Annotated in this window: 12 protein-coding genes and 1 pseudogene; 12 read left to right on the forward strand and 1 reads right to left on the reverse strand. The window is 38.4% G+C overall.

Annotated features, from left to right (window positions below; translation table 11 throughout):
* The 12 genes and pseudogenes from VTHSUH11_RS05845 to VTHSUH11_RS05900 all read left to right on the forward strand — a co-directional run.
* On the forward strand, window positions 1–2,191 hold a 2,191-nt coding region (locus VTHSUH11_RS05845), incomplete at its 5' end, for an autotransporter outer membrane beta-barrel domain-containing protein (protein ID WP_105092973.1).
* Window positions 2,192–2,898: 707 nt separating this feature from the next.
* Window positions 2,899–3,978 carry an acyltransferase gene (locus tag VTHSUH11_RS05850; RefSeq protein WP_105092974.1) on the forward strand — a complete coding sequence of 360 codons (1,080 nt, stop codon included), beginning with the start codon at window positions 2,899–2,901 and terminating at the stop codon, window positions 3,976–3,978.
* A gap of 159 nt (window positions 3,979–4,137) precedes the next feature.
* Window positions 4,138–5,352 (forward strand): Fic family protein, encoded by a 1,215-nt coding sequence (locus tag VTHSUH11_RS05855; RefSeq protein WP_059360974.1) that lies wholly within the window; start codon window positions 4,138–4,140, stop codon window positions 5,350–5,352.
* 102 nt (window positions 5,353–5,454) lie between these two features.
* Window positions 5,455–6,045, forward strand: a complete 591-nt coding sequence (locus tag VTHSUH11_RS05860) for a hypothetical protein (protein WP_105092975.1) — start codon at window positions 5,455–5,457, stop codon at window positions 6,043–6,045.
* A 361-nt stretch (window positions 6,046–6,406) separates the two neighbouring features.
* Window positions 6,407–7,549, forward strand: coding sequence for a glycoside hydrolase family 3 N-terminal domain-containing protein (locus VTHSUH11_RS05865; protein ID WP_105092976.1), 1,143 nt, complete (start codon window positions 6,407–6,409; stop codon window positions 7,547–7,549).
* A gap of 204 nt (window positions 7,550–7,753) precedes the next feature.
* Window positions 7,754–8,791 carry an ATP-binding protein gene (locus VTHSUH11_RS05870; protein WP_105092977.1) on the forward strand — a complete coding sequence of 346 codons (1,038 nt, stop codon included), beginning with the start codon at window positions 7,754–7,756 and terminating at the stop codon, window positions 8,789–8,791.
* A 243-nt stretch (window positions 8,792–9,034) separates the two neighbouring features.
* The gene (locus VTHSUH11_RS05875; RefSeq protein ID WP_105092978.1) at window positions 9,035–9,766 is read left to right on the forward strand and encodes a sigma-70 family RNA polymerase sigma factor; all 732 of its coding nucleotides are present in this window, start codon (window positions 9,035–9,037) and stop codon (window positions 9,764–9,766) included.
* A 172-nt stretch (window positions 9,767–9,938) separates the two neighbouring features.
* On the forward strand, window positions 9,939–10,544 hold the full coding sequence (locus VTHSUH11_RS05880) for a hypothetical protein (RefSeq protein ID WP_005379131.1): 606 nt from the start codon (window positions 9,939–9,941) through the stop codon (window positions 10,542–10,544).
* Between the two features lie 35 nt (window positions 10,545–10,579).
* Entirely contained in the window at window positions 10,580–11,956 is a 1,377-nt protein-coding gene (locus VTHSUH11_RS05885) for a YadA-like family protein (RefSeq protein WP_105092979.1), read from the forward strand.
* 262 nt (window positions 11,957–12,218) lie between these two features.
* Window positions 12,219–13,937: pseudogene (locus VTHSUH11_RS05890) on the forward strand (S-layer homology domain-containing protein).
* Window positions 13,938–14,119: 182 nt separating this feature from the next.
* Window positions 14,120–15,571: an AAA family ATPase gene (locus VTHSUH11_RS05895; RefSeq protein WP_105092980.1), complete on the forward strand. Its 1,452-nt coding sequence runs from the start codon at window positions 14,120–14,122 to the stop codon at window positions 15,569–15,571.
* A complete protein-coding gene (locus VTHSUH11_RS05900; protein WP_244899995.1) occupies window positions 15,553–16,233 on the forward strand; it encodes a toprim domain-containing protein in 681 nt (226 codons plus the stop codon). Before VTHSUH11_RS05895 ends, VTHSUH11_RS05900 begins: the two co-directional genes overlap by 19 nt.
* A gap of 77 nt (window positions 16,234–16,310) precedes the next feature.
* Here VTHSUH11_RS05900 and VTHSUH11_RS05905 read toward each other — a convergent pair whose 3' ends face one another.
* Window positions 16,311–17,939, reverse strand: a complete 1,629-nt coding sequence (locus VTHSUH11_RS05905; RefSeq protein WP_105092981.1) for a class I SAM-dependent methyltransferase — start codon at window positions 17,937–17,939, stop codon at window positions 16,311–16,313.
* Window positions 17,940–18,347: the final 408 nt, after the last annotated feature.

Below are 18,347 nucleotides of genomic sequence, written 5' to 3' on the forward strand. Positions count from 1 at the left end.
GGCCTATACCGCTCCGTATACTGATAATACAGATTTTGTAGCTAACAGTGATGATATGATACGTGTATTCCCAGAATACGATAAAAATATATCTTCTATAGTAGCGAATGGTGGTATGGTTATTATTGAAGATGGATATTCTAATATTGGCTATGGTCATAGTGCATTTGCTACCAGTAAAAATGGTGGAGACATTAAATTGAAAAAAGGTGTATATAATTCTGGTAGAGTGAGTACACCTGTTGCCCTTGCTCAAGGGGGTACAATTAATATAGGTGTTCATGATCATCACGGCGAATTTACGGGTGATAAAATATTCGTTGAAGGCGATGTTATAGTTAAAAATGATCCAAATTATAGCTCAACCATTAATATCGGTATAGATGGTGAGGAATCCAATTGGTCTGGGCTAGCTTTCAATTTAGCTGATGAAAATAGGCGAAACTATAATCATATCAATGTGTTCCTTGGTGAAAGAGGGGATTGGGAGCTATTATATCAAGGTGGCCTTGATGGTACCAACCTTGATAGTAGTACTATGCCTAGCCGTGTACATCGACTCGTTGGTTCTACGAATCGCAATTTTCAAAATATGGTAGAACAAAATGAGCACAATAAACTCTATATTGATAAACTCGAAGGCCATGTGAATTTTATTTATGATCCTAATGATGAATATGCAGATACCGAGGATCCAGAATATACACCGCCAACCACAACATATAATGGTTTAACGGCTGATTCTTTCTGGGGTGGTGACATTCATATTACAAGCGCAGCCCCTAATGCTGGCGCTCATCTATACACTAGCCGCAAGGGATTAGACTTGTCTACTGAGGATAATGTAAACAAGGTTTTAGATAATCTTGCACATAAGGTGTATTACCATAACTATGTGACTGGTGAAAGAAACCTTGAAGGCACAGTAGCCATTGCTTCTGAAGGTGCTGAATCTGGCCGTTTCAAGGTAGTAACGTCTGGCTATGCTAAAGAAGGTGCTATTACATGGCAAGCGGATCAAAATGGTCAAGGTAAATATGTGTACGGTAATACAACAGTAACACCTGCACCACAACCAGTGCCAACACCAACGCCAACACCGGCACCAACGCCAACACCGGCACCGCAACCAGCGCCACAACCAACACCAGCACCGCAACCGGCGCCACAACCAACACCAGCACCGCAACCAGTTCCTACTCCAACACCGGCACCACAACCAGCACCTACTCCAACGCCGGCGCCACAACCAACACCGGCACCACAACCGGCACCAACACCAACACCTTCTCAAACAACGGCATATGATACCCCTCATATGCGTGGCGCTCGTTCTGCGATTATGAGCAATATCAACGGCTGGCGCACATTAACAAATACTTACCGTCCTCGTGCATTGCAACAAGGCGCAACAACAGGTATTTGGGCCCATATCGGTGGCGGTCAATATAGCTATGGTGCACAAGGTATTGATACGGACACAACCTATACACGCATTCAAGGTGGTTACGACGCTAAAACTAGCAGCGGTTGGACTGTAGGCGGTCAAGTATCTTATCTTCGTGGTCATGATGATTATGTATTCAATGGCTCTGGCAAAGAAAAGGCCTTTGCTGTTGGCGCCTATGGTTTGAAAGACCTCGGCCGAGATCAATATATTCAACTTGAATCCCAAGTTGGTCGTGTAACGAATACTTTCACAGCTCGTAATGAAATTGGTGAAATCCTATCTGGCGAAACGAAGGCTAATGCATACACTATTGGCGCTCGCTATGGTAAAACTGTGAAATTACAAAATGGTGTATACATCGAGCCGCAAGCGCAATTGAGCTATACCCGCTTTGGTGGAGATAGCTTTAATGCAGGCACCATGCATGTAGACCAAGCTGGCGTAAGCAGCACTGCTGGCGGTCTTGGCCTTGAAATTGGTAAGACCTTTGGCTCAGGGAGTATCTATACTCGTGTCGGCGTTAACCATGCCTTCTCTGGCTCGGTAAAAACTACATACACAAGTGGTTCTACTGTGAAATCCACAGAACAAGACCTTAAAGGGACATGGACTGACCTTGCATTCGGTGGCCGTTATGGTATCAACGCTAACAACAGTATCTACGCTGATATTAGCAAAGGTCTATCTGGCGACTATAAAGCAGGATGGTCTGTGAACGCTGGATTTACGCATAAATTCTAAGATATATTTACCTAAAGCAATCTGAGAATATAGTCGATATATAAAATAGCCCCCGAGTACTAATAGCTGTATATATTAGTACTCGGGGGCTTTCATAATTTAATTCGTATATCTGTATTTATAGATGCTTATTGATTAAAACAAAAGCTCTCTTTATAATTGAGCTAAGATAGTCGGCGAGGTTGGGCCTCTCTTCGTTAATAGAGGGAGGGGTGCTCTATGAGTGATTATGAGTTAATCATGATAATTCTAGAGGTAATGACTGTTGTCATTGCCTTTGGTGCACTTGTGGCTCTTATTTGTCTTGGAAAAGACAAATAGCCCTTCGTTATCCTAAGGTAACTAGGTAACTGAAAGGCCATTTCATCACGTTTATAATTCTTGAGATGAGCCTAACGGAACTACTCGCTTGGCTATCTTCTTTTATTATAAGGAAAATTATATATATCGTCAAATCCAAATGAACTTAATAAATTATATAGTGTCTCCAGTATGGTGTCTCAAGAATTAGAACAGGCGTGTACTAATTCTTGAGACACCATATCAACTTTATCCTAGTAATTACTACAGGTCTCTACTAATTCTTAGAAGAGGTATCAAGGGGCTTGTCCCATAGATAGTCATAAATTAATCATTTTGTTAGTATAACGTATATCGTATAAATAGTAATTTAAATTATTTTGAGAGAGTTTATGAGGTTTGAGAACATGAGAGAGCGACAGAGTAATATAGAACTTCTGCGGATTGTTGCCATGATTGGCATCGTGATGCATCATTTTTGTGTGCATGGTAGTTTTACCTTTACCCCTGATGTAACCGTTAACAAAATATTCCTTCAATTTTTCTCCCTTTTTGGCAAAGCAGGTGTGGCCGCCTTTGTCATCATAACGGGATACTTTATGATTAATGCAAAATTTAAACTGCATAAGTTTGCAAAACTAGTAGGCCAGATTTGGTTTTATAGTTTAGCTATGCTTGGGGTTGCTCTTGTTTTGGGTTTAGATACGGTGACATCAACAAATATCATCAAATCATTATTACCCATTGGTGCTATGAGTTGGTTCGGGCAGAACTTTTTAGTCCTCTATTTGTTAACGCTATTTATCAACCCTATCATACACCGTTTACAGCAGAATTACTTAAGACTACTTTTATTAATCGGCCTGGTTATTTGGTTCTTAACACCGACCATACTGAATCTATTTCCTCAATTACCACATACGACCTTTGGTTTTAAACATATATTTTCGTTTGTCTATTTTTACACCATCGGTGCTTATATTAAGTTATATGGTGAAAGCATCACCCAAAAGACAGGTGTTTTAGTAACTTCCATTGGTTTGGCAGGCTCCACACTAGGGATTATTCTAGTTGATATATTGGCGATGATAAATCCTATATATGTAACACAAACCCTTTATTTTTCGCTGAAGGACTACGGTGTATTCCTGCTCACTATAGGACTAGGTGCATTTATTCTTTTCTTGAAATCGAACATAGCTTATCGCTCTTGGATTAATACAGTAGCGGCAACGACCTTTGGTATTTACCTAATACATGACAATGGCTTATTTGCTCGTTATATGTGGGACCATATTTTTTATACCTATCAGTATTATGATTCTTTACTATTACCTATATATGCGGTATGTGTAGTAGCAATCGTCTTTGTGGTTGGTATGAGTATAGATTATTTGCGAATTCAATTTCTTGAGAAACCTCTGATGCAACACATTACACCCATACTTGAGCAAGGGCAAGAATGGGTGCAAAGGCATCTAGACTAATCTTGCATTTTTTATACACCATTGATATAATTTTGTAAACTGATGTTCAAAATTCGCTATTTTTGAACATCAAAATAAGAAAATGTGGTATGAAGTACAAAATTGCATTATTTTGAACATCATAGATTATATAGTATAGAGGCAGATAGGAGGGATAGCATGAAATTTGAACCAATGTATAAGATATATTACAGAAAAGGTGAAGATGAATGGAAACGTATACTGGATAATAGACGTTATTCTGAGAGTTCTATTGTTTTACCGATAGCTATTCATGAATATAACCGCCGTCATACTTATACAGCTTTTTTCATGTATCATCCTGAATTAGTGAATTTGCTTCTATCTATCGAACAGAAAAAACATGAATTTGTTAATTTGGCACAACGTGTGCCTCTAGTTATGTTATGGCATGTTATGAATGGCTTTTTATCTAGTGAAATTAAGGCGAGTAATGATATCGAAGGTGTACGCAGTAGTCGGCGTGAAATACAAGATGCCATACATAATATAGATAATAAGAAGTTACGTTTTTCTAGTATTATCACAAAATATAAAACCATTTTAGAGCAGCCTAGGCGTTTTATATATACCAGTAGTTCAGATATTAGGCGATTATATGATGATATTATACGTGATGAGATTTCAAAGAAGAATCAACCTGATGGAGCGATTTTTAGAAAAGATTCTGTAGATATCGTAAATCATCAAGATAAGATAATTCATCGTGGTACATTGCCTGAATCTAGTATTATTCAAGAAATAGATCAAGCTTTAATGATTCTTAATAATGATGATATACAATTACCTATACGTGTTGCGATATTTCATTATTACTTTGGCTACATTCATCCATTTTATGATGGTAATGGCCGTACAAATCGATTTATATCTACAGCTTACTTAGCAAAACATTTTCATCCTCTGATTGCATTACGCTTATCTGCTGTTATTAAAAATAATAAAAAACAATATTATGATGCTTTTAAAATGACAACAGCTGAAATTAACGGTGGGGATATAACGAATTTTGTTATGGAGTTTATATCTATTATTGAGAAAACAATTGATGATGCGATTGCTCTATTAGACAAGCGTATAAAACGTTTAGAAGATGAGCGTATAAAACTGAAAGCATTTTTTGAAAGTCATCAGATCACTGATCAAGTATTACAAAATATATACTTTTTGTTATTAGAGGCTCGTTTATTTTCCTTAGGGGCGGGTATTAGTAAAGCTGAGATTCTAAAAGCTTGTAATAAGAGTAGAGGCACAATTCATAATAGGTTCAAACAAATTCCGAATAAATACCTCGATACGGTAAAACAAGGACGTACTGAGTCTTATATGCTTAAGACGAGTATATTGGATTAGTTTTTATATATGATAAAGTGATATTTCATATTGACCTATTAAAATATGGTATAATAAGTTGTTAAATCGTATACAATCATTTTATACATATGAGGAGGCCTCATGTTACAACGTATGTGTGCAGTTATATTGTTTGTAGTAGCGCTGCTTATATCTGTTATACCTAATGCCGATGCACGTCAAGATATATATGCTTTCACCTATAATGGTAATAATTGGTACGTGGATCGTGATTCCATTGATCGCAGTAAACCGGACGGCTTGCTTCACTTTACGGTGTATACCATGATTGGTTTGCGCTATGATGTGGCGAGCGGTAGCGAATATTATAATGCTGATGTATATTACTATGATCAAAAATTATCTACCGAAGGTGGTCAATTACTATATCGTAACCCTGGAATCTTGGCGGCAGCACGGGTGGCACGTCAACAACCGGATGCGCCTAAACAAGCACCAAAGGCAGTAACTCAAATAGCACAAACAGCGCCTCCAGCTACAGTAGTAAAGGCCTTGTCTACGCCGCAAGAGGTGGCTGTACCAAAAAATGGCCCAGTACAAGTTAATACACAGGTGCCAATTACGTTCCCTGTGAAAAAGGTGGCGGCCAAAACGGTAATGACGAATCATAAAACACCGCATCAAGGACAAACTGATTCCCAAGATACTACAGATACAGAGAATCATCAGTAGGTTAAATAAAATCAACTGCAAGTCAAATAGAATTAATTGCAGGTTAAATAGAATTAATTGTAGGTTAAATAGAATCAACTGCAAGTTAGTTATATGCCAATTGAGAATAGCTTGATTGGATATACAGCTAGCTTGCAGTTTTTTTTATAGTTAGAAGGTTATCGTTCTCAAATTGTATGCATTATTTTTGGCTAGTATACAAAATTTGCAAGTCAGCATTTTAATGAGGCATTAATGAACTATATAGTATATAATAGATTAGAAATATCTGAGTGTTAGGATGGACGATTCTATAACTGGGAGGGGATAGGATCATACTACATCTATATTGAAATTGAGCTTGCAACAGAAAGAGAGAGCGATGAAGCAGTTCGTTAAAAGGTTTATATGTGGTGTATTGCTAGTAACAACGGTATGTGCTGTGGCCGGATGTTACAAAGATGAAGCAAAGACTGTAGCGGAAGAACGTACACCTACAAGTTTTAGGGCTATAGCCGCAACCAATGCATCGGTCGAGGATAAGGCGGATTTAATGGTGAAAAATATGTCTCGCGAGGACAAAATCGGCCAATTGATTCTCATGGGTCTCGACGGTACCACATTAGATGAGCCTCAAAAAGAAATGATGCGCAAATACCGTGTAGGCGGTATTTTATTAGATAATAATAATATGGAATCCAAGGAACAACTACGGGCTTTCACAAAAGGGATTCGAGATAATGCAAATATTGCGAGCCTAGCGCCTCCGTTCATCGCGATTCAGCGGGAACGGATGCCTTATCGCCCTAATGTGATGATTCCTTGGGTGGAACCTAACATTATCTCTAAAAAGGGCCTTGATGCGGTGGGTAGCCTCGCGACGCGTACCTCCATCGAGATGCGCGACCTTGGATTTAATCTAAATTTAGGGCCCATGGTAAATACACATTCCTTCTATTCCTATACACAGGATCTCGACCGGGCCGCACAGATTGGCGAATTGATTACGAAGCGATATGCGGCGAACCAAGTGTTCACGGCGTACCAATTTTTCCCAGGTGGGGCCGATTTTACCGTGCCTGGCATGCGAGTCGATGTATCGAAGGACGCACTGATGGACGATGATACGCGCGTTTTTGTGCAGCTGATCCAATCTACGGCACAGGAGCGACCTATGATTATGGTGAATTCTGTGAAAGTCACCTCTATGGATGCAAAAAATCCCGTTAGTTTGTCTAAACCGATTATCACCGATTGGCTGCGCGGTGAATTGGGCTTTACTGGCGTGGTTTTATCCGATGATATCGAAGTTGGTGCGGCCATTACCGGCATCGCCGTAGGTGATTATGCGGTACGTACCATCCAGGCTGGTGGCGATATGGTAGCCGTGTGTAAACACTCGAATCATATCAAGGAAATTCATACCGCCTTAACACAAGCCGTAGAAGATGGCACTATTACCGAAGCAGAACTCAATGCTGCGGTGCGGCGTATCATGATTATGAAATTTACCAACAATCAATAAAACTCTTTTCTCTTTTGGATATGTATCCCCTTTACTGCTTGTTCAGTGAAAGGGGGACATATCATTTGAGGAGAGAGTTTTTTTATGTGTAAATGATGAATTTATTATATATTTGTTAAAATACATAAAATATATTTTATAGATTATTTAGATTATGATATAATAGGTTCCTAAGGACTGAATTTAAGGGAGGTGAGATCTTATATGAAGTGTGTGAACCATGAGGCGGTAATTGATTCTATCATGGAACAATACGAGAAGGACTGTATGGATATGAGTGTTGTATACGGGCCTTATAGCGTAGGAAAAACCTATATTGCAAAGGAACTGCAAAATCGATTAACGTCGAATCATGTGGTTTACTTGCTAGGGCGACTAGCGAACGAATCCGTTCATATTCGATCCATTGAGAGAGGATTGGATATGCCATCTGGGTCATTTCGTACCCTAGAGGAGGCTTTGCGTAGAGTATTTCAAATGAGCGTTGATAAACATATGATGTTTATTATTGACGATTACCCGGCTCTAGTAGATACGGCACCACAGGTGCCCATCCTATTACGGGAATTGATGGAAACCTATCGGGACTATGGCAAGATGTTTGTACTCCTCATGGGGACCCATGTGGACGAATTAAAAGGGCGAATCTTGGGCGAATCTAGCTTGATTGCCCCATATATTCATAGTCACTTTAAGGTAGAACCTTTCACCCTTGATGATGTGAGAGCATTAAGGTGGAACTATACCGATGAAGATCTTGCGAAACTATACCATGTAACAGGAGGTATGCCAGGCAATCTAGTGCATATCGACCCTACTGCATCCGTAGATGATAATATTGTGCGTCTATTCTTTAGACCAGAAGGCGCCCTATATATGGAACCGCAACGACTACTCATGCGTTATATTCGTAATGCTGGGGCAGCCAATGCCATTTTATATGCATTAGCACAGCTAGATAAACCATTCTATACAGAGTTGTGCCATGCTAGCGAACTGAAAAGTGGTACCTTTGCGACCCGTATGGCCGACTTGTTAGACATGGCCATTATAGGCCGTCTCCAAGGGGGCAGCCGAGGTCCATTGCGCTATTCGGACTATCACTTTGTGAATACCATGTTCCAATTTTGGTTTGAATACGTATTCCCTTACATGGAGGACATTCATTGTGGGGATGGGCAGTATGTCTACGATACCATGGTGAAACCAGTATTCGCTAAGAATCTATCATTGGTGTACTAACTAAGTCTGGATTATCCTGTTGAAAGCTGTATATTAGCGCTAACAAAGATCATATAATCTGCGAAACAAGTAAATTCATATAATTGGCGTACTTTATTGAAAATGCGTTGAAATTTTATACAAATACATATTCGAAAACTAAAATTCCGCTGTAAATCTATGCATTTTCAGCGGAATTTCTTATTTGTCTAAATACTCACTTGGGTGTATATTTCAATTGAGCCTAGGCAGAAAGGAACGAATATGAATATGAAACATGTGGTATGTCCCCAAAAGGTATTACAAGCGGTGACAGACCTTAGTTTAGTACGCGTCTGCCAAGAACGCCGCGTATCTGTGCTCAGCACAGAACGGGCGGTGTGGCCCATCGAGGAACTCACCATCGATGCAGCACAAGTCGAGTTATGCCGGCGCTATCGGCCACTCATCATCAGCTATGCGAATCGATATAGCACCGAAGCACTGACGGACGATGTCGAATCATTTCTGTGGATTATCTTTATCGAAGCCATCTACAGCTTTCATACATCAGGTAAGGTACCCTTTTCAGGGTATGTGAAAGCCGCCGTTCGCTACGGTTATCTGAACTTTTACAAGCGGTCCGTTCAGCAATGGAAACGGGAATTGACCTTGCCGCCCTGCACGGGTGACGATGTATCTGAGCTGGCGATGGACCAATTTCCCGATGATGTAGATATCGAGCGAGACATCGTTGGCACCTCCAACGAGGACGAATTGCGCACTCGTTTGTGGACTGCATTTCAAAAACTACCGGTAGAACAACAAGAATTATTGTATGCCTTATATAAGGATGGTAAAAGCTGTGTCTCTATTGGTTGTGAATCGCACCAGTCGAGGCAGGCTGTGCAACAACGCCATCAAAAGGCCATCGACCAATTGCGATATTACATGATGGTGGCAGACAACAAAGAATTGGATATCCAAGATATGCAAAATATGCATAGTTATAAGTAGCTTTAAAAAATCTAAAATATTTTTTAATTTATATATTTACAGCTTGTAATTATAGGTATACAATTAACTCATAAGTGCTGCTAAAGCACATTTATATAACACGTGTTATTTATACAATTTTACAAGAGGAATTCCTTAGTTTTATTACTCATTAATCTTAAGAAAGGTTATAATGATGCATAATACAGCGTATCAAACGGTAAGTAATAAAGAATCAATTTCTTGTAATCCAAATGCGATATATGGCGATGTAGCTCACCATATATGTTGCTTAATCCCTGTTTACATAGATGGTGGTGACTGTACCGCATGTTACTATGTAGATGGTCGGCGTGATATCATTCACAAATCCATTAAAACGGTATTGCGAGAGATAGCACGACACGAGGGTGTTCTAGCAAACGGCATTCAATCAACAAGACGGTCAAAGCCCATGTATACGGATCCACGAACGTTAGGTCCTAACATGACATTTGCTTGTCTTAAAGCACGGAAACCAATTGCGCGCGATGTGGTGTATGGTTTATTCAATGTTATCATTCCATTTCAATACCACATTGAGCCAGGACCAGAACCACATACAACGTATATCATCATAGGAGACTTTGATCCTATACTCGTATTTCATTCCCCTGACCACGTGCAACGCAAACTACGAGATGCTTTGTTAGAGCATTTAGATTATACAAAACGGATACTTGCTAAATTGAGTACCTGCGGTAACCCTTATGTGGTGGCTGAAATCTATGGCGCATCGAGAACATTAGCGGGAGTATAGCAACACATTGTTAGAGAGTATGGGAGGGTCGTAATATGAATTACGCAACAAAATTATGTATTGTTTCAATGGTTAGTGTATTTAGTGTATCTTCTATAGGCCTAGTGCAAGCCGCCGATACACCTATCGTTTCAACTGGTGGTGCAGCCTATAATATCGGCATACCAGGAGATTCTAACTTTACTAATTCGGACAATGTATCCCTTGGTGGACAAGCGGGTACTAGTAATGGCAATCCATATCAAAAACCTAACGATCCTAATGCAAAGGGCAATAATATCGCCATTGGCCGGATATCGTTGAATGGATCCAGTGGTGGTGCCAATGTTGCACTAGGTTCAAAGACCTTTTTAAATGGTAAGGGCGATTATAATTTCCTCGGTAATTTTGCCGCTGGATTTAATTCGACTATATCCAATACGATTGCCATCGGTTCCTTCGCTGGTTCTGGTGCGACTGGTAATAAAAACGTATGGCTTGGCGCAGGCCAAGCTGGTGGCAGTAAGGGTAATAATACGGTGTTGATTGGCTCTAACTCAAACGTGAATGGTGATTTTAACTATGGCATGGGCCATGGCGTTATCTTTGAAGGTAACAAGAACTCTGCTATAGGTGCATACAATAAAATTGAGGGTAACCAATCTGGCGCCTTTGGTGTAGGTACGTATAATGTGGCTACCGTTAAGGGGGATAACTCCTATAGCGTAGGTAACAAGAATGAAATTGGTGCCAATAACACATTCGTAATGGGTAATAATGTAAAAACATCTCTAGATAATGCAGTTGTATTAGGTAATAATTCCACTGCTGAAAGTAGTGATGTGGTGAGAACCCCAAGCTACACTTATGCAGGTGGCACCGTTAACTTTGCCGGCACTGCACCGGTATCCACCGTATCCGTAGGCGCTACCGATCAAGAACGGACGATTACTCATGTAGCGGCAGGCCGTGTAAGTGCTGAATCTACAGATGCCATCAATGGTTCCCAATTATATGGTGCAAATCAACAAATCGATAATCTATATAACAAAATTAGCAACATTGGAAAAGAGGCTAATAAAGGCGATGCTCGTGCTGCGGCACTAGCTGCATTACATCCAATGCAATTTGATCCAGATAATCGAGTACAAGTGATGGGCGGTATTGGCCACTATAAAGATGCTAATGCGCTAGCTCTCGGTGTGGGGTATTATCCAAAGGAAAACTTGCTCCTCACAGCCGGTGCTACCGTTAATGACCACATCATGGCCAACCTTGGTGTATCCTATAAATTCGGTGAAAACAAAACGCTACAAAAAATCTCTCCTGCGTCCTATAATGCTCTCGAACAACGGGTTGATACATTGGAGGCTCAAAATAAAAAGTTACAAGAAACAGTAGATATGCTGGTAGAAAAATTAAATAATAGATAATATTGAGATGCTTAAATAGCTGTATAGTGTAAATAGATTTTTCATACAAACCTCAATACATAAGCGGATAGTTGGTCCATTGCGATTAGCTATCCGTTTTTATTATATTAATTATCTTATAAATCTGTTGATAAATTTAAGATAATTATAAATAAACTATTTACAAATATTTAAAAAATAATATAATTTATGTAAACATCATGAAGAAATGATGAGTGAGAGATCGTATTATGTATTTGTTTGTAAATGGAGAGGGAAGATTATGAACAAACGGAAACGCTTATTGGCGATATTGATTAATGGTATATTATTGTCTAGCTTATGTGTGGCTAGTGCAGCGGATGTTACGGTAGGATCTGGTAATGGTGTTGCTTATGGAATAGGTAGTAGTGCTCCAAAGATTGAAAATATGGCTGGTGGTGTTGAGGCTAGCTTTGCATTAGGTCAAACAATCTTTAGTGGTAGTTGGTTCTCTTCTGCAAGAATTCCTTCAGATCCAACAAAGGTAGTAGGTAGCGTAGCAATTGGTGACAATACATTTGCTCGTACTGGCAGTACCATGATTGGTTCCCATAACTATAAAGGTGATCTTGGTGATACCACAGTAGATACAGCGACTACTCGTAAAGATGCATTGAATGCGTATGCCACTACAGTAGGTGCCAATAGCTTTACTAATGGTGCATTTGCTACTAATACAGGTACTTATAATATCATTTCCAGTGGATATAATGGTGGCCGTATGGCAAATCCTGTTAAGAACTTGGAATCCACTATTAATGGTTCTTTAAATAGCATCTAATGTACAGCATTTGACTGCTATCGGTTCTAAGAACACCGTTTCTGATGCAAAGAATACAGTTATCGTTGGCAATAACCGTACCGTAACAGGTGCTAATCATGCTGTTATTATCGGCTCTAGCGACAATGGAACGACAACAGCTGTTCATGATGCAGTGGCTCTTGGTCATAACACAGACGTATCCACCGAAGGTGGTGTAGCACTTGGTAGTGGTTCTAAAGCGACAGTAGCCGCAGGTGCAGTTGGTTATGATATCCTTACTAATACGCCATCCATGGATACATCGTCTACATGGAAATCCACATCATCTGCTGTATCCGTTGGTGATGTAGCAAATGACGTAACGCGTCAAATCACATCCGTTGCAGCTGGTATAAATGATACTGATGCGGTAAACGTGGCACAACTTAAACGATTACATGACATGATATCCGTGAATGCATATAATACTGTCAACGTTCAAGGGGATGTAACGAATCTTAAAAAATATGTATCCCGCTTAGATCAACGCGTTAACAAGGCCGTAGCTGGTTCGGCTGCATTAGCGGCCCTTCATCCGCTCGACTTTGACCCTGATGCTAAATGGGACTTTGCCGCCGGCTATGGTCATTACCACAATGGCAATGCTGTTGCACTCGGTGCATTCTATCGTCCTAACGAGGACGTTCAATTGAGCGTAGGTTCTACATTGGGTAATGGGGAAACTGTTGTGAATGCCGGCCTTTCTGTGAAAGTCGTGCTCATAGCAATGTATCTCGTTCTCGCGTAGCCATCGGTAAAGAAGTGTTAGAACTTAAGAAAACAGTAGCACTTCAAAATGCACAAATCCAAAAATTGACAGCTCTCTTAAATGATGTAGCCGGTACTCGCATGAAAGCAGATCACACTACATTATTCCCTGATGTGGCTAGCAACCACTGGGCATATGAAGCAGTGAGTGACCTATCTCGTCGTGGTCTAGTAGAAGGATACCCAGATGGCACATTCGGTGGTGATCGTTTATTAACACGCTACGAATTCGCTCAAATCGTATACCGTGCTCTTCAAAACGGCGTACAAGTAGACGAACAACTGGTAACAGAATTTAGCCCAGAAATGGCTCTGTTCCGCGTTGACACAGTGGCAAGAAATAGCCAAGGTCAACCGACAATTGAACGTGTTAGAGTGAATAAAAAATAATATATAGAGAAAAAACCGATACGAACTTTAGCGATTAGTAGTAGAGTTTGTATCGGTTTTTTATTTGTGGTATTACAAAACGTAAATTAAAATAGTAAATCGTAATATAAAATATCGTTTTTGCAATTTGATTGAATATAAATGGTTGGTGTGTTACACTTAGCATACTAGGAGGTAAGTATATGAACACTACCAAATATATTCGTTTAACATCTATGACGATAGATAACCTAAAGAATATTGAACACGGGCGTATTAATTTCATAAATACCAGAAAGGACTACAAATCGAGTCTATTAGGCATATATGGTCAAAATGGTTCAGGTAAAACTGCTCTTATAGATGCGATTAGCATTTTAAAATTATTACTTACAGGCCAAAAATTGCCTTCTACAATTTGTGACTATATCAATATATCCTCTGCCTCGCATACTTGTGAATTAAATTTTGAATTGCTAATAGAGGATAATTATAAGCATGTTTTAGTAGATTACGAGGTTGAATTAGGCATTACCTCATCGATTACGGGTGAAAGCAATATAACGGATGATACTAGCGATAGAGAAAATCAAATTTGTATTACAAAAGAACGCATACAATATAAGATTGAAGGTGTAGATACCAATATTAGAAAAAGTATTTTAATTGATACTGATGTGCCTGCTAAGCAAATCTTTAAACCAAAATCAAAATTAGATCTATTAGTTGGTCGTGATATGGATGATATTACAGATTTAATCGTAAATAAGAAACAAGCGAAAGCGGAATCTCGGTCCTTTATTTTTTCTCCAGAGTTTATGAAACGTTTGTATATTCGTAATAAATTGATGAGTTCCAATAAAAATTTTGAGTTAATGTATTCGATTTTGACGGATTTGGTAAAATATGGAAATCATGATTTATTTGTAGTAACAACGGAACATAGTGGCTTAATTAGTCTCGATGCACTACCATTAGAGATTAACTATCGGGCTGATACGAGACATATTGTAGGTACGATTGGATTATCCTTAAATCAACCTAATGTATTTCCTATAGCCGTTGTACAAGATATTAGAGATAGTATAGCTATGATGAACCTGGTATTAACTCAAATTGTCCCAGGATTAACTATTGGCGTAGAAACATTGGGTAAAGAGAAACTGCAGGATAATCAGGATGGAGAACGATTTGAGTTAGTATCTTATAAATCAAATACATATATTCCTTTAAAATATGAATCTGAAGGAATACGTAAAATTATTTCTGTTTTAGGCTTATTAATTTCTGTATATAATAGAAAATCTATTACTGTTGCCATAGATGAGCTAGACTCGGGTATCTTTGAATATCTACTCGGTGAGATTTTACGTATTATTTCAGAGAAAGGTGAAGGTCAATTAATATTTACATCTCATAACTTAAGACCCTTGGAAACACTAGATAAAGGCTGTATTGCTTTCACCACAACTAATCCTAGCAATCGATATACACGAATGGTTAATGTAAAGACAAGTAATAATCTCCGTGACTTTTATTATAGAGATATCATGCTAGGAGAACAGAACGAAGAATTATATAAATCGACAAATAATGCTGAAATTTCTTATGCTTTTAGGAAAGCTGGTGCATATAAATGGCACGACGAAAAATAGTGCTTGTTATTGTTGAAGGACCCTCTGATGCGGATTCATTAGAATTGTATTTTTCTAAATTTTTTGATAGTAATACTGTACATATGAAAATTATGTATGGTGACATTACCTCCCAAAAAGGGATAAACCAATCAAATATTAAAGCACGATTATGTAATGAAATTAAGATATATGCTGAAAATAATCATTTTAAAGCTAGAGACGTTCAGCAAATTATACATTTAGTTGATATGGATGGGGCTTTTGTTAATGACTCCGCTATTATTGAGGATACGACAAAAGATAAATTTATATATACATTTGAAAATATTATAGCCCCAAATCGACAAGAGGCTATTGAGCGAAATGAGCGTAAGCGTGAGAATTTGAATGCCTTAAGTTCAAGGACCTCTGTAATGTGGAATAATATTCCTTATAAAATATATTATATGTCTTGTAACCTGGATCATGTGTTACATGATAAGCCCAATGCTACTGATGAGGAGAAAAAGGCTAACTCATTGGCTTTTACCAAAAGGTATTATGATGATATAAATGCGTTTATTAAATTTATAAGTGAGTCTACATTTTCTCAATGTACAGATTATAAAGAATCATGGGATTATATAAAACAAGATAATCACTCATTAGAACGTAATTCTAATTTAGGATTATGTTTTTAGATAAATAATGAAAAATAGCAGCTACCAACCCCCTTTAAGGGCCAGTAGCTGCTATTTTTATATGCCGAATAGGCTAATTATTTTCGAAAAAATCCCAATCCTTCAATATGTAGTAATTTTTGTTCTAAATATTCTTCGTTCGGTACGATGAATGTAGTTCCGTCACTATTGGTATGTTCTACCTTTAAATTGGAGTCCATAATAGCTATCATTGCTTCTTTAGTAGTTGGTTTTTCAAGCAATCTCATGATGAATAAGAGGCCGTGGTCCACAGTTTGATCGATTTGATTATACATATTGCCTACGGTCATATATTGTTGGCCACCACCTTCGGTGAGTGTTTCTATGTATTTAATAAATCGTTCTGGAATATATGTCTCATTTTCTATAAACGGCAATTGCTCGTATCTTTCACCAAGAACGTAAACCTGTCCCACGATAGCCAATAGGAACAATCGTTTATATATAGCATCCATATCGATATCGATATGAGGATGATGCTCTTTCACATAATTCACTACATCCTGTACATTGAATGGTTTTCTAAGGTCCATCAATTCCTTAATAGAAATAAATACGGGATTTGTCCATTCTGGTGGCGCTCCATTAAATTCATTGATGGCTGTATAGAAATAGAGTATGTTTAATGTGTCTATCGTAACGGTTTCGTTGCGAATAATTCTGTCTGCATTCTTTGGCTTAGTGAGTAAAGCCATGCGGAACTGTGTATCGTAGACATAGTCGTAATACTGCTCTTTATCCACATGATTTCCTTGGGATAAAGCGTTGATGTTTTCTACCACCGCATCGTCGAGCCATGTAATAAAGGAGCGTTGTAATGATTCGTCACCAACATAGGTACAACCTAAATGTTCGGCCCGTTCCACAAACTGTGATACGTATACAGGGTCATTGAAGGTTTCTAGATATTCGTGCCCTACATAATAGTCATTAGACTCGATTACACGGTTGATATTGTTGATCTTGTAATCAGATTGTACACGAGACCGTTCGTCCATCTTCATCGTTTCAGCGATGAGCTTTAACACATTCTTCGTATACACCGTGCGATCCTTTAAGGAATCATTAGGTGCATGTTTTTCCGAATAGAGCATGATGTCGCGCAGCTGTTCCAGACGTTTCCAACCAGGATACGTATTATAGGATATATAGGCGATACCGCGGTCAGATAGATTACGATTACAAATGGAGAGGATTTTATCCTTTACCACATCTGGTACCCAAGACCAAATGCCATGCACCAAAATGTAATCAAAGGTACCAAAATCGTCATCGATATCCATAATATTCTTTTCTAGCAATGTCACATTCGTAAGACCCATCGATTGAATGAGCTCATTACCATGCTGTACTTGCACTGGTGAAAGGTCGATGCCTGTGAAAGTCGCTTCTGGATAATATAACGCTTGGGGAATAATATTCCCACCGCAAGATGAACCTAGTTCTAACACGCGAGCCCCTTTGAGAGGTGCTGGGTTAAGCCCATATATTTTGCCCTTCGCTAGGAGTGAGTTAATATTCGTATTTGGAAAGGCTTTAGAGACATAGAGAAAATTGTCATATGAATCTTTTAACTCATCAATCCCCGCTTGCGCCTCGGTTATATCATGAGCTGGTGGTGCAATATGTTGCGCCGTAGTTGGCTCAGTTGTTTGTGTATCTAATTCTGTGTTTTTATTTTTCATATGAAAGTCCCCTTAGTACTAACCTCTTTATTTACTTAGTATACTACAAAGACAATTTTTACGCATAGGTAGGAAAGTAATTATATACTTATTATATATAGCTATGAATAGGAGCAGCAGACAGTCGATGTAATATATCGACTGTCTGCTATTTTTATGTACCAATAATTCCCTGTATATTTTATCGAAATAAACAATTTTATGAAATTTAAAAAATGAAAAAATAGCGAAATAACATAGTAACTTTGAAATTTGAAAATATGGATAATATATGAATTTTTATTATATCGATATTTTCTGAAGTAATTAAATCAATAAAAGAATAATTTATAAGTAAAACTGATACACTCATCGAAAAAAGTAGCAGTATATCGAAAATTATTGAAAAACTAATTATAAAGAACAAAA

It is taken from the genome of Veillonella tobetsuensis (genome assembly GCF_002959935.1).
In the GTDB taxonomy this organism is placed as follows: Bacteria; Bacillota; Negativicutes; order Veillonellales; family Veillonellaceae; genus Veillonella; species Veillonella tobetsuensis.

Bases quoted from the DNA above. Each gene is read 5' to 3' on its own strand.
- VTHSUH11_RS05850 (WP_105092974.1), top strand. From the start codon at position 2,899: ATGAGAGAGCGACAGAGTAATATAGAACTTCTGCGGATTGTTGCCATG.
- VTHSUH11_RS05855 (WP_059360974.1), top strand. From the start codon at position 4,138: ATGAAATTTGAACCAATGTATAAGATATATTACAGAAAAGGTGAAGAT.
- VTHSUH11_RS05860 (WP_105092975.1), top strand. From the start codon at position 5,455: ATGTTACAACGTATGTGTGCAGTTATATTGTTTGTAGTAGCGCTGCTT.
- VTHSUH11_RS05865 (WP_105092976.1), top strand. From the start codon at position 6,407: ATGAAGCAGTTCGTTAAAAGGTTTATATGTGGTGTATTGCTAGTAACA.
- VTHSUH11_RS05870 (WP_105092977.1), top strand. From the start codon at position 7,754: ATGAAGTGTGTGAACCATGAGGCGGTAATTGATTCTATCATGGAACAA.
- VTHSUH11_RS05875 (WP_105092978.1), top strand. From the start codon at position 9,035: ATGAATATGAAACATGTGGTATGTCCCCAAAAGGTATTACAAGCGGTG.
- VTHSUH11_RS05880 (WP_005379131.1), top strand. From the start codon at position 9,939: ATGATGCATAATACAGCGTATCAAACGGTAAGTAATAAAGAATCAATT.
- VTHSUH11_RS05885 (WP_105092979.1), top strand. From the start codon at position 10,580: ATGAATTACGCAACAAAATTATGTATTGTTTCAATGGTTAGTGTATTT.
- VTHSUH11_RS05895 (WP_105092980.1), top strand. From the start codon at position 14,120: ATGAACACTACCAAATATATTCGTTTAACATCTATGACGATAGATAAC.
- VTHSUH11_RS05900 (WP_244899995.1), top strand. From the start codon at position 15,553: ATGGCACGACGAAAAATAGTGCTTGTTATTGTTGAAGGACCCTCTGAT.
- VTHSUH11_RS05905 (WP_105092981.1), bottom strand. From the start codon at position 17,939: ATGAAAAATAAAAACACAGAATTAGATACACAAACAACTGAGCCAACT.